This is a genomic window from Microbacterium sp. ARD31, from assembly GCF_031844425.1.
In genome coordinates, this window is record NZ_JAUZVE010000006.1 from 168,028 (window position 1) to 180,875 (window position 12,848).

General features: G+C 68.4%; 11 protein-coding genes and 1 pseudogene. 2 read left to right on the forward strand and 10 right to left on the reverse strand.

The window, feature by feature from the left end; translation table 11 throughout:
* Positions 1–22: 22 nt before the first annotated feature.
* Entirely contained in the window at positions 23–2,149 is a 2,127-nt protein-coding gene (locus tag Q9S36_RS18020; RefSeq protein ID WP_311286465.1) for an alpha-galactosidase, read from the reverse strand.
* 269 nt (positions 2,150–2,418) lie between these two features.
* Between Q9S36_RS18020 and Q9S36_RS18025 the strand changes: the two genes are divergently transcribed.
* The gene (locus tag Q9S36_RS18025; RefSeq protein WP_311286316.1) at positions 2,419–3,426 is read left to right on the forward strand and encodes an ROK family protein; all 1,008 of its coding nucleotides are present in this window, start codon (positions 2,419–2,421) and stop codon (positions 3,424–3,426) included.
* Between the two features lie 28 nt (positions 3,427–3,454).
* Here Q9S36_RS18025 and Q9S36_RS18030 read toward each other — a convergent pair.
* A pseudogene (locus Q9S36_RS18030) lies at positions 3,455–3,850 on the reverse strand (helix-turn-helix transcriptional regulator); the annotation flags it as partial.
* Between the two features lie 41 nt (positions 3,851–3,891).
* On the opposite strand from Q9S36_RS18030, the gene Q9S36_RS18035 reads away from it, so the two are divergent.
* On the forward strand, positions 3,892–4,194 hold the full coding sequence (locus Q9S36_RS18035) for a hypothetical protein (protein WP_311286317.1): 303 nt from the start codon (positions 3,892–3,894) through the stop codon (positions 4,192–4,194).
* A gap of 81 nt (positions 4,195–4,275) precedes the next feature.
* Here Q9S36_RS18035 and Q9S36_RS18040 read toward each other — a convergent pair whose 3' ends face one another.
* The 8 genes from Q9S36_RS18040 to Q9S36_RS18075 form a co-directional block, all read right to left on the reverse strand.
* Complete coding sequence (locus tag Q9S36_RS18040; RefSeq protein ID WP_311286318.1) at positions 4,276–5,130, reverse strand: sulfurtransferase; 855 nt, start codon at positions 5,128–5,130, stop codon at positions 4,276–4,278.
* A gap of 112 nt (positions 5,131–5,242) precedes the next feature.
* The gene (locus tag Q9S36_RS18045; RefSeq protein WP_311286319.1) at positions 5,243–6,631 is read right to left on the reverse strand and encodes an NtaA/DmoA family FMN-dependent monooxygenase; all 1,389 of its coding nucleotides are present in this window, start codon (positions 6,629–6,631) and stop codon (positions 5,243–5,245) included.
* Positions 6,632–6,662: 31 nt separating this feature from the next.
* Entirely contained in the window at positions 6,663–7,856 is a 1,194-nt protein-coding gene (locus Q9S36_RS18050) for an acyl-CoA dehydrogenase family protein (RefSeq protein ID WP_311286320.1), read from the reverse strand.
* Positions 7,853–8,866 carry an aldo/keto reductase gene (locus tag Q9S36_RS18055; RefSeq protein ID WP_311286321.1) on the reverse strand — a complete coding sequence of 338 codons (1,014 nt, stop codon included), beginning with the start codon at positions 8,864–8,866 and terminating at the stop codon, positions 7,853–7,855. Before Q9S36_RS18055 ends, Q9S36_RS18050 begins: the two co-directional genes overlap by 4 nt.
* The gene (locus Q9S36_RS18060) at positions 8,863–10,032 is read right to left on the reverse strand and encodes an acyl-CoA dehydrogenase family protein (RefSeq protein ID WP_311286322.1); all 1,170 of its coding nucleotides are present in this window, start codon (positions 10,030–10,032) and stop codon (positions 8,863–8,865) included. The genes Q9S36_RS18055 and Q9S36_RS18060 overlap by 4 nt, the downstream gene beginning before the upstream one ends.
* Positions 10,029–10,694 (reverse strand): ABC transporter permease subunit, encoded by a 666-nt coding sequence (locus Q9S36_RS18065; protein ID WP_217528626.1) that lies wholly within the window; start codon positions 10,692–10,694, stop codon positions 10,029–10,031. Before Q9S36_RS18065 ends, Q9S36_RS18060 begins: the two co-directional genes overlap by 4 nt.
* Positions 10,687–11,736 carry an ATP-binding cassette domain-containing protein gene (locus tag Q9S36_RS18070; protein ID WP_311286323.1) on the reverse strand — a complete coding sequence of 350 codons (1,050 nt, stop codon included), beginning with the start codon at positions 11,734–11,736 and terminating at the stop codon, positions 10,687–10,689. The genes Q9S36_RS18065 and Q9S36_RS18070 overlap by 8 nt, the downstream gene beginning before the upstream one ends.
* 50 nt (positions 11,737–11,786) lie before the next feature.
* Positions 11,787–12,776: a MetQ/NlpA family ABC transporter substrate-binding protein gene (locus Q9S36_RS18075; RefSeq protein ID WP_311286324.1), complete on the reverse strand. Its 990-nt coding sequence runs from the start codon at positions 12,774–12,776 to the stop codon at positions 11,787–11,789.
* Between the last annotated feature and the right edge of the window lie 72 nt (positions 12,777–12,848).

Below are 12,848 nucleotides of genomic sequence, written 5' to 3' on the forward strand. Positions count from 1 at the left end.
CTCCTTGCGCGTCTGCTGCCGCTCAGGCGGCAGTGATCTCGATGACGGTGGACTGCTGCGGGTTCTGCACCGGCGGTCGCAGACCGACGACGGCGAGCTGACGCCCCGTCAGCACGGTGTCGTGGTGCGCCCATTCGAGCGGTGACTGCGCGGGGGTCTGCACGATCCCGCCGGGGGTGACGATCTCGATCCGGTAGGTGCGGTCGGGGTCGAGTCCCGGGAACCGCACGCGCCCCGCCGGCGAGGAGATGAGCGTCTGCGTCTGGGTGATGGTGAAGAAGGCGGATGCTTGGTCTTCGGCGACGACGCCGCGGACATCGAGTCCGGGGTCGGCGACGTCCGCGTTGACGAGGCGGCCGGTCGCGACAAGGGGGCGGACCCGCTTCGCGAGGGCGACCCACGCGCCGACGGCCGCGGCATCCGTCTCGGTGAGGGTCGTGACGTCCCATTCGATGCCGAAGTGACCGAACAGGGCGACGGCTCCGCTGAGGGTGAGGGAGACGGTGCGGCCGGTGGAGTGCACGTGCGGCGTGGTCAGGTGCATGCCCATCATCTCGGGCGGCACGACGAGGGCGGTGTACCGCTGGTTCTCGAGGCGTTCGATCGGGTCGAGGCAGTCGCTGGTCCAGATCCGGTCGGTGCGGTCGAGGATGCCGAGGTCCACGCGGGCGCCGCCGGAGGCGCAGCTCTCGATCTCGAGTCCGGGGTGTGCGGCTTTGAGTTCGTCGATCAGGCGGTACACGGCGAGGGTCTGGGCGTGCACGAGCGCCGCGCCGCCGGGACCGGCGGCGGCGTCGACGAGGTCGCGGTTGTGATCCCATTTCACGTACGTGATCGGGTACGCGGCGAGGATGTCGGAGATGACGCCCAGGATGTAGGCGTACGCGTCGGGGTGCGCGAGGTTCAGGACCTGCTGCTGCCGGGCGGACGGGGGCAGGTCGGTGCGGCCGCGGAGGATCCAGTCGGGGTGCGCCCGGGCGAGGTCGCTGTCGGGGTTGACCATCTCGGGTTCGAACCACAGGCCGAACTCCATCCCCTTCGCGACCACGTGGTCGGCGATCGGGTGCAGACCGTTCGGCCACACCGTCTCGTCCACGTACCAGTCGCCGAGCCCCGCGGTGTCGTCGCGGCGGTGCCGGAACCAGCCGTCGTCGAGCACGTACCGCTCCACACCCAGCTCCGCCGCCGCGTCGGCGAGGGCGATCAGCTTCGGCAGCCGGTGGTCGAAGTACACCGCCTCCCACGTGTTGAGCGTGATCGGCCGAGGGCGGGTCGGATGCTGCGGCCGCGAACGCCACTCGTCGTGGAAGCGCGCCGCGAGCTGGTCGAGCCCGTCGCCCCACGACCCGAGCAGCTCCGGGGTGGCGATCTCCTCACCCGGCGCCAGACGGATCTCCCCCGGCAGATACAGCTCACCGGCACCGAGGAACGACTCGCCCGTCGGGACCCGCTCCGCGAAGATCCGCGAGTTGCCGCTCCACGCCAGGTGCACCCCGTGCACACGGCCCCGTTCGAAACCGAACCCCGGGACGCCCGCGGCCAGCAGCAAGGTGGCGTCCGCCCCCGGCCGACCCCGCCGCGACTCCCGCAGATGCGTCCCGAACGTCAACTCATGACGCTGCGCCGACCGCTCCCGCAAGTGACGACCCGTCGTGTCGAGGATCTCCGTCGCCTCCCACGGCAACGGAAGAGTCGTGTGCAAAGCCTGTACCGCGTACACACCCTCACCGTCGTTCCGCAGCGTCGTGCGGGCCCGCACGAGACCAGACCCCGTCACCTGCAGCTCGTACCGCGCCGACACCTTCATCTCTCCATCCGTGAAGAGCATCTCGACCGAGGTTGCCGTCGACATCACCTTGGTCAGAGAGAGACGGACGCCGACCGAGCTGCCATCGCGGTGACCTTCGAGCGCGGGGGTTCCAGCCCACCCATCCCCCGCGGTGGTCACCACGCCAAGTCGACTGGTCGTATCGAGCCCGCCTGACACGCGCTGGAGCCGCGACGCTTTGGCGAGGGCTCGGATGGTCTCGTGAGGGGCATCCCCGAGATCTTGACCCCAGTGAGCGATCGCGACGTTGTCGTCTGCGAGATCGAGGACGATGCTGGTTCCGCCGCGACGGAGGTGCAGGGCGTCATGAACCCACGGCATGGGCACCGGAGCGTCGGTCAGGTCGGGGACAGCGTCGTCGAGGTGAAGCACGGGTTATTTCTACAACGGAAACAACTCACTGGTCAAGAGGGCGCAATACTCCGGCCATCGGCGCTTCGAGGCGCTTTTCATGCCAGGATGAAATCAAAGGTGGAGGGTTGATGAGCGAAAGCGAAGCAGCGGTCGCGCGAGCCGTGTTGATCCACGGCCCCGTCTCACGTCGCGACCTCACATCAAGGCTGGGGCTATCGCCCGCCAGCCTGACCCGCTTGGCGAAGCCTCTGCTGGAGAGGGGCCTGCTCGTCGAACTCGACGAGGTCGCCGATGGCACAGTCGGGAGGCCGACAAGACCTCTCGATATCGCACCCGGCCTCGGATCGTTCGTCGGCGTCAAGATCACCGGTGATCAGGTCGTCGTCGCCCAGACGGACATCCGGGCCGAGATGGTCGCAAGCGATGAGCGTACGATCACGGACTCCTCTCCCGACCAGGTTCTTCAGCTCATCGTCCAAGCGGTTCGCGACCTCGGACCTGACCAGCTGCGCGGCGTCGGCGTCAGTCTCGGCGGTGTCGTCCAGGACGGAGTGGCGACGTTCGCACCGTTCTTGGATTGGATCAACGTGGACGTGCAGGCGGTTCTCGAACGGGAGCTCGCCGTTCCCGTCGTTGTGGAGAACGACGTTGTCGCCCTCGCGGAGGCTGAGCGCTGGTTCGGCGCGGGTCGAGGCCTCGACGGGTTCGTTACCGTCACGATCGGTGCCGGCGTGGGATACGGACTGGTCGTACGCGGAGAAGTTGTCCGGACGCCGGATTCGACGACCGGCACCGGCGGCCACATCCCCCTCGACCCCTACGGCCCGGTGTGCACCGATGGCCACCGTGGCTGCTCCCAAGCGATGCTGTCCTCGGGGTCCATCGCTGCTCAGGTGTCGGCAGCAGTGGGACGGCCAGTCGGATACGAGGAGACGCTCTCGCTAGCAGACGCCGGTCATCCCGCGGCGCGCGCAGTGGTCGATGGAGCGGGCACCGCCCTCGGGAGGCTGATAGCTCTCGCCACCAACCTCAGCCTGCAAGCCGACGTCGTGCTCTCAGGGGAAGGGGTCGGTCTGTTCCGCGTCGCCGAACCGATCATTCGTGAAGCCATCGCAGCCGGGCGCGACACCCAAGCATCGACGGTGAACATCCATGTCGACGAGTCAGGGTTTCGCGCGTGGGCCCGCGGTGCCGCTGCGGTGGCCATACAACGGTCGATGGACGAGATCAGATCCACCACGTGAGCCCGGCCGAGCGGGAACGCGTCGATCCTCAGGGGCTGCCGGCCAGTCGGCGACGGAAGCTCGCCGCGGAGTAGGACTCACTGAGTCCGGCGATCGCCGCGAGGTCGACGACGGACACCTTTTCGCCGTAATGACGCCGGAGGTGCTCTGCGGCCCGCTCGATCGGATCTGATGCGGCGTCCGATTCCGCCGCAGGGTCGGCGAGACGCGTCATAAGGTGCCAGGCCGCGCCTGAGGCCCGCAGGACCGATGCGCGCGTGGTGTCACGCTCCACGTGCCGGAGGATTTCGTCGAACAGCTCAGCGATCGCAACGTGATCGCCGACTCGCCTGAGGGCGGGGCCACTCACCGACCCAGTCAGCGAACACCAGTCTGCGGCGAGGCGCCCCTCGACATGCATCCACCACAAGGTCCATGGGTCTTCCGCATCGGCCTCGTCACTTCTTCCCCGAAGGGAAGACGGACATGGCCCGCGCGGTGCTGGACCAGGTCCGCGACTGGTTCGAGGAGAAGATCTTCGTTCCCCTGCGCACCGCGGCCGATCCTCAGCACGCGTCCGTCAGGGCCTACTTCTCCGGCTGGGTCGACGCCCTCGCCGGCACTCTGCGCCTCACGGGACTCACTCCCCAGGAGTCAGCAACCCGTGCGCTCGACGCCGTCGCTGCCATCCAAGGCGGGCTGATCCTCGCCCGCGCCTACGGCGACGACGAGACCTTCCTTGGGATCGTCGACCGTACCGAGAAGGCCCTTCTCGCCCCCGCGCGCTGAGCAGGAACCGAGTCTGCATCAGCTCGAGGCGGCCCCCTGTCAGCATCCCGCTCTTACGGTGGGCCGCCTCCAGCCCCGCCGTCACGCCGCCACGATGACGTCGGCAGGAGTGCGTCCGATGGCGATCGGACGCCCAGGTGATCGGCTCCACTGGCTCCACCCGCCGGCATAGAGCTGTGGCTGATACCCCGCCGACTCGAACGCCAGCGCCGAGTGCGCCGACGCGATGCCGTTGTTGCAGTACACGATCACGGGGGTGCTCGGTTCGAGGCCGTGGGACCTCAACGTCTCGCGGATGCGGTCGGGCGACAGCAGACGCCCGCGTGAGTCGATGTGCGTCACCGTGGGGATGTTGATGGCTCCCGGAATGTGCCCGGCGACGGCCTCGAGGCCGCTGACCTGACCGCGATATTGCTGCGGCGCTCGCACGTCGACGAGAAAGCCCGGGCGCACGGCGCTCGCGACCTCGCCGATCGAGACGGTACGGAGGGATGAAGCGCTGAGGGTCACATCTCCCGAAGTGGAGATGTGGTCGCCGCGTGCGAGCCGATTCCCTGAGTGCAGCCATGCGGGGAAGCCGCCGTCCAGGAGTCGTACGTGCACCCCGTGTCCACGGAGAAGCCACCAGGCACGGGCCGCCGCCACCCCGTCGTTGTCGTCATACACGACGACACGGTCACCGTCGCTGATCCCCCAGCGGCGGGCCGTCTGCTCGAGCTGCGCCCTGTCCGGCAGCGGGTAGCGTCCCTCCTCAGGGTGCCCGAGTCGCGAGAGCTCACGCTCGAGGTCCACGTAGACGGCGCCCGGAATGTGGCTGCCCAGGTACGCGGGACGACCTTCGGGCTCATTGAGCCGCCACCGCACATCCAGGAGGCGCACGGGCGCACCGACGGACAGCTCGGTGCCGAGTTCCTCGACGGTGACCAGGTGCGACATCCCTCCATCGTCCCGGGGTGGCGCTGACCCGGAACGGACACCTGAAACACGAGGTAGAGGTTCGTCATATTCATTCACACGCGCTGCCAGCCCAGGCGTGCGGACGCTCTTCTCAGCCGAAGAGGGGAGGCATCGGGACGGTCAAGTTCGCTCCACCGCGGTAGCGCGCGGCGATGTGATTCTCGGGCAGTCGCGGTCCCCGGCCGAACAGGCGCTCCCGGAGGGTCGGCCCGCCCTCGAGCAGACGCCCGCGCGCGCGCAGCTCGGGGACGACGAGCTCGGCGAAGTCGCGGGCCGTGTCGAAGGAGTGGTACTGACGCAGGTTGATCCCGTCGACGCCGTCCTCGTCCAGCCACCGCTCGATCTCATCGGCGACCACCTTCGGCGTCCCGACGACGAAGAACCGGCCTTCCCGTCCGCCCGCGATCCCGTCGATGAGCTGACCGATCGTCGTGTCGGGGCCCGCACTCGGCACCGCCTTCTCGGCGACGCCGGCCTGCGCGAGGGCATCGCGAACGAGGGTCTCCCGCGGGAACACCGTCGGATCGAAGGGGAACCCGGCGTGGGCGAGGATGCCTTCCAGGCTGGTCTGCTCGCGATAGGTGCGCCACTTGTCCGATGCTTCTGCTTCCGTGCGCCCCACGACGACGCCCGCCTGCACGATGAACTTGAGGTCGTCTGCCGTGCGCCCGTGACGCGCGGCGGCCTCCCGCATCCGCTCGGCGTTCTGGATGAAGTCCGCTGTCGACCGCCCCCCGGTGAAGACGAGCTCGGCGTGACGACCGGCGAAGGCGATGCCCGCCGGCGACCCGGTCGCCTGATACAGAACCGGGGTCCGCTGCGGGGACGGCTGACTGAGGTGCGGGCCGGCGACACGGAAGTTCTCGCCGACATGGTCGATGTACCGGACCTTCGAGGGGTCGGTGTACGTCTTCCCGACCGCGTCGGCGACGACGGCGTCGTCATCCCACGACCCTTCCCAGAGCTTGTAGACGACGTCGAGGAACTCGTCGGCGATGGCGTAGCGGCGGTCGTGCGGGATCTCGTCGGCGAGACCGAAATTGCGCGCGGCGTTCGGGAGGTACGAGGTGACGACGTTCCACCCGACCCGCCCTCCGGTGAGGTGATCCAAGGTGGACATGCGGCGTGCGAAGGCGAACGGCGGCTCGTAGCTCGTCGAGAACGTCACCCCGAACCCGAGCCTCTCCGTGACCGCCGCCATGGCGGGGATGACCAGAAGCGGGTCGTTCGACGGGATCTGGAGTCCCTCGCGGATCGCCGTCTCGGGGCCGCCGCGGAACACGTCGTACGCTCCGATCACGTCGGCCAGGAACACACCGTCGAACCCACCGTGCTCGAGGATCTGAGCGAGTTCGAGCCAGTACGAGATGTCGTTGAAGCGGTGCCGGTTGTTCTCCGGCAATGACCAGAGACCGTGCGTGATGTGGCTCACCGTGTTCATCTCGAACAGGTTCAGGATGAGCTTCTTGGGCTCGGTCATTCGATGCCTTTCCGGGTTCGCCTCATGCCTCTCATGCCTCACCGGTGCTCCACCATCCCGGGACGGGGGTGCCGTTGAGGAGGAGATCGCCGAGGGCTCTGGCTTTGAAGGGGGTGGGGTTGTGCGACGCGATCGTCCGGGCATTGCGCCAGTGCCTGTCGAGGGCGAGCCCCGTGTCGACCGCGCTCGCCCCACCCACCTCGAAGAGAAGAGTGGCGGCGTCGAGGACCGACGGAAGGATGACGAGTTGGGCACGAGTGGTGGATGCCTCGACGGGCTCGATGATCGCACGCAGCTCTTCTCCCGACGCACCGTTCCGCTGAGCCTCGGTCGACGCGTCCACGCCCGCGGCGGCGGCGGCGAGCGCCGCGTCGGCCGCGAAGGCGAGAGCGGACAGCCTGCCGACGGTCTCCTGCACGATCGGGTCTTCGCGGGCCGTCGGCGCCGAGCCGTGGCTGTAGGTGCGGGTGCGGGTCTGCACGAACCGAACGGCGTCGTCGACGATCGCCCGACCGATGCCCGCGACCGTCGCGAGCAGGACCAACTGTACGAATGCCCCGCCGTGCGAGGGTCCGCCGAGCAGCCGGCGCGAGACGGCATCCTCCGCCACGGCGACGGCGCGGAAGATCGTCGTACCGCTCCCGGTCATGCGCTGGCCGAATCCCGTCCAATCGTCGATGACCTCGACGCCCGACGCGTTCGTCGGGACCAGCGCCGACACGAGAGCACCGTCTTCATCCTGGGCGGCGACGGACACGAGGTCTGCGAACAGGGTGCCGGTGCTGTAGTACTTCGTGCCGTCCAGCACGAGACCGTCCGGCGAGTCTGCGAGCGTCGTGGCGAGAGTCCCCACCTTCGCCGTCGACCGTTCATGACTGGCGTTGCCGACGATCGCTCCCGACGAGATCAGTTCGAGACGGCGGGTGCGTTGCGATGACGGCGGGGCGAGCACCGTGCGATCGACGAACGAGAAGTGCGAGCGGAACAACTGAGCGAGGTTCGGGTCGCGGCGAGCCAACTCGGCGAGGAGCTCGAACAGCACGGAAGGCGCTTCGCCGCCCCCTCCGAACTCCTCGGGCAGCGTCACTCTCGTGAACCCCGCCTCGCGCAGCGCAGCAACCTCGGCGTGCGGGAGTCGCCGGTCGCGTTCGCGCGTGACGGCATCCCTCCCCACGTCGTCGAAGACGGGGGTGAACCGGTGCACGGCATCACGGACGCGACTCATTCGTCACCGATCCGCTCGCGGCCCTGCGAGATCGTGAGCGGGTCGCGCGCCCGATCACCCTCGACCAGCGAAGCGAGGCGATCGAGCTCAGCGACCGTCTGCGGGGACGGGCGGTGTCCGAGTGCGGAGACGTTCTCGCGGACCCGGTCCGCTCGTCGCGTCCCGGGGATCGCTGTGAGCGCCACGCCGAGCCTCTCTGCCCGGTCGTACAGCCAGCCCAGCGCGAGCCGGGCGGGGGACACCCCTTCATCGGCTGCCCGTCGACGCACTGCGTCGACGATCACCTCGTTCGAGCGGAGGCGTTCCGCGTCGAACCGCGGGAAGTTGCGGCGGCTGTCGGTCGGATCCGGCGGCGCATCCGCGCTGACGGCCCCGGTCAGGAAACCTCGCCCGAGCGGCGAGTACGCCACGAAGCCCACTCCCCTGTCCACCGCCGTAGGGATGACGTGATCCTCGACATCCCGGCTCCAGATCGACCATTCACTCTGCACGGCCGCGATGGCGTGCACGGCGTGTGCGCGCGCGAGCTCCGCAGCCGTCGCCTCACTCAAGCCGATGTGACCGATCAGTCCGTCATCGACGAGCTCCGCCATCGCGCCCACGGTGTCCTCGATCGGCACCCGCGGGTCGACCCGGTGGTAGTAGTACAGGTCGATGCGCTCCACACCGAGCCTGCGGAGGCTCCGCTGCACGGCCGCGCGGACGTAAGGCCTATCTCCGCGGATCCGCAGACCGTCGGCATCCGGGTCGGGCAGGAAGCCGAACTTCGAGGCGAGGACGACCTCGTCGCGGCGGGCGCGGACCACACGTCCGACGAGCTCCTCGTTCGCGCCGTTGCCGTATATGTCGGCGGTGTCGATGAGGGACGCCCCCACGTCGATGGCGGCGTGCAGTGTGGCGATCGACTCCTGCTCATCCGCCGGCCCGTAGGCGTGTGTGAGCGACATCGTCCCGAAGCCCTGCGCGGGAACGATGAGCCCGTCGCCGAGCGTGATCGAGGGAAGGGTCATCGGGATACCTCCGAGCGGTCCGCAGCGGGCGCCTGCCAGTCGGGGAGATCGCCGGTCAGCGCGAACTGTCCGAGCGCACGCGTCCGTTGGATGACCGGGTTGTGCGAAGCGATGGTGCGGACGTTGCGCCAGTGACGGTCGAGCGCGTACCCGTTGCCGACCGCTGAAGCTCCGCCGACCTCGAACAGACGGGTCGTCGCATCGAGCACGAGCCGAGGTACCAGCTCCTGTAGTCGGAACACGTCGAACTGGATGTCGCGCATGCGCTCGACGCTGGCGCCCGACTCCGACGCATCCCCGAGGTCGGCCGCGACCGACAGCACCAGCCGCCGCGCGGTCGACGCGGCGACGCTGAGTTCGCCGACCACGAGCTGGACGAGGGGGTCCTCACGAGGCAGCGTTTCGCCCGCGAACCCGAACGTGCGACGGCGTGGCGTCACGAAGGCGACGGTGTCGTCGAGAGCGCGCTGCGCGATTCCCGCGACGACGGCGACGAGCGCCAGCTGGAGGATCGACCCGAGATGGTGCCACGCAGCCCAGGCGGGATCACTCGAGGGCGGAAGGATGCCGTCCACGCCGACCGGCACGCTGTCGAAGACGGTCGTGCCGCTGCCGGTGAGCACCTGACCGAAACCGTCCCAATCATCGGTCGAGCGCACCCCGTCGTGATGCGCCGACACCGTGACCGCGACGCGATCGTCGCCGTCCAGCGCCGCCAGATGGATCCAGTCGGCGTAGATGCTCCCGGTCGTGTAGTACTTCGTGCCCGACAGGACGGCCGACCCCTCCGACCGATCGATGCGGGTCTCGAGCCGCGCGGTGTCGTGGCGCTCCGACTGAGCGTTGCCGACGAAATCTCCCGCGAGGATGCGTTCGAACCACGGTGCCGCGAAGTCCGCCGGCTGCTGCCGGAGCGACTCCACGAAGGCGATGTGTCCACGCCAGACGTGGCCGAGACTCGCGTCCGCGCTGGAGAGGCGGATGAGGCGGGCGAACAGTTCTTCGAGGCGCAGGGGCGACCCGCCGAAGGCCGCCGGCACTCGCCACGCGCCGAAGCCGATCCCGCGCAGCTCGGCGAGTTCGGCGGTCAGCAGACACCGATCGCGCTCCCGCCGAGCCGCGTCAGGCGCGACGCGTGCCAGGAACTCATCGAAGGCGAGGGTCATCGGTGCATCACCTTTCGAGCCACCGCATTGCCGAGGAACTGCGCCGCCTGGACGAGGGCGATGAGGACGAGGACGACGATCGCCACCGAGATCCAGTCGAAGCGCTGGTACCCGTAGTTCATCGCGAGCGACCCGAGCCCGCCTCCCCCGAGGACTCCGGCCACAGCGGTCGCGTCGACGAGCGCGACGAGGATGTAGGTGAGTCCCAGCGTGAGAGGGCCGAGAGCTTCCGGGACGACGATGGAGAACAGCACCCGCGCGGGGCTCGCCCCCATCGCCGCGCCGGCCTCGATCGATCCCGGACTGACTGCGACGAGGTTGGACTCCGAGACGCGGGCGATGGCGACGCACGCCACGATGATGAGCGGGATCGTCTGCGGCAGCGGGCCCAGACCCGTCCCGAAGATCACGCGCGTGAGGGGGATGACCGCAATGGCGACGATGAGGAACGGGATCGGGCGGATCACGTTGATCACGAAGTTGAGCACGCCGAAGACGAACCGGTTCTGCAGCAGGTTGCCGGGACGGCTCGCGTAGAGCAGAAGTCCCAACAGGACTCCGATGACCGCAGCACCGGCGAAGGCGACGGTCACCATGAGGCCGGTCTCGGCGATGGCATCCCACAGCCGTGGGAAGAAGGCATCGGGGTCGAAATCACGCATGAGCCACCTCCGGTATACGTGCGTCGAGCTCGGTGACGGAAGTCGTCCGCCGCAGTCCGCCGATCGCGGCATCCACTGCCTCATCGGCGCCGATCAGCTCGACGGTCAGGCTGCCGAACAGACGTCCCTGCAGTTCGTCGACACCTCCGAACACGACGTTGACGTCGACCTCGTGGTCTCGGGCTACCTGGGAGAGGAACGGATGATTGGTGTCCCGGTCCTCGACGTGCAGCTGCACGAGCCGGCCGTGGTGCACGGCGCGGATCTTCGCGAGCGCGTCGGGCGACGGCACGTGGTGCAGGACGGACGAGACGAATCGCTTCGTCGTGGGATGCTGCGGCGCCGAGAAGACGTCGTAAACGCTGCCGTGCTCGACGACCTCTCCATCTTCCATGACGGCCACCTTGTCGGCGATCTCCCGGATCACGTCGATCTCGTGGGTCACGAGCAGGATCGTCACGCCGTACTCTTCGTTCACGCGGCGGAGGAGGTCGAGGACCTCGCCCGTGGTCTGGGGGTCGAGGGCGCTGGTCGCCTCGTCCGAGATGAGAACGTCGGGCCGGGTGGCCAGAGCGCGAGCGATGCCGACGCGCTGCTTCTGTCCGCCGGAGAGCTGCGACGGGTAGGACAGCGCTTTGTCCGTGAGCCCGACGAAGCGAAGCAGCTCCTCGACGCGGTCCAGCGTCTCATCCTCGGGGATCCCCGCGAGCCGCAGGGGGTAGGCGATGTTCTTGTAGACGTTCCGCGACTCCAGCAGGTTGAACTGCTGGAACACCATGCCGATGCGCTGCCGGGCGGCGTAGAGCGCCTTGCCGTACAGCGCAGAGATCTCACGACCGTCGACGACGACGCGGCCGCTGGTCGGTCGCTCGAGAGCGTTGACGGTGCGCAGGAGAGTGGACTTGCCCGCGCCGGAGAATCCGACGATGCCGAAGATCTCGCCCCTTTCGACCGTGAGGCTGACGTCGTTCAGGGCGGCGAAGGTCCGTCCTTTCACCGTGAAGGACTTGGAGACGTTCTCGAAGGATATGGCGGTGCTCATGGGTGCTCTTCTCCGGTCGAGGGGGCCGAGAGGGATGGTGCGGCAGCGGCTTACTGAGAGGCCGCCTGCTCCTCGAGGTCGGCCAGCTTGGCGCGGAGCTTCTCGACGGGCACGTCGACCAGCACCGTCGTGTCGGCGTTCTCCTCGACATTCGCGTCCTCGACGCGCTCGTCCGCGTAGACCTCCTTGAGGATCGCCCACGCCGGGTCGTCCTTGTTGTCGTCGCGCGTGGCGATGACATTCACGTAAGGGAGGTTCTGCTCGGAGAGCGAGTCGTCGAGGAACAGTGCGTCATCGGTCGTGATGCCCTGGCTGGGGTCGAAGTAGGAGGTGCCCACGACGACCGCCGCGAGGCTCGGGTCGTCGAACTGCTGCGCGATCGAGGTCGCCGCGATCTCCACGAACTGGAGGTTCTTCGGATTGCCGGTCACGTCATCGGTCGAGGGGAAGTCGCCCTTGTCCTGCGAGAGCTCGATCAGGCCGGCTGCTTCGAGGATGTTCAGCGCGCGGCCGCCGTTGGACGGGTCGTCCGGAATCGCGATCTTGGCGCCGTCCGGCACGTCCTCGACCGAGTCCAGGGAGGCCGAGAAGATGCCCCACTGGGTGATGAGGGTCGAGAAGACGGGCGTCAGGTCCTCGTTGTTCTCGGCGTTGAACGCGCTCAGGTACAGGATGTGCTGGAAGGCGTTGGCGTCGACCGTACCGGCCGCGAGCTCGGTGTTCGGAAGCACCCAGTCTTCGACGTTGACCCATTCGATCTCGAGGCCCTTCTCGGCGGCGACCTCCTTGACCGTGTCCTGGAAGGGGCTGTCCTCGGACACGGCGATCTTGACGCTGAGGGGCTCCGCCGCAGCGGCGGGCTCACCGGCCGCGCCGGCCGCCGGAGTGCGGAACGCGTTGGTGGCGAGCACGACGCCGCCCACGATGGCGGCGACGGCGACCACTCCGATGGCGACGGAGAGCACGACGCGAGTGCGCTTCTTCTCTCCGGCGACCGCCGTTCGGAGGTCGTTCTGTGGGTGCTGGGGCTGGTCGGACATCGTGCGGCGTTCCTTCGTGCGAGCTGTGGGTGTGTGGCTGAGACACATTCCTAGCCCCGTTCGCGCTGCCCG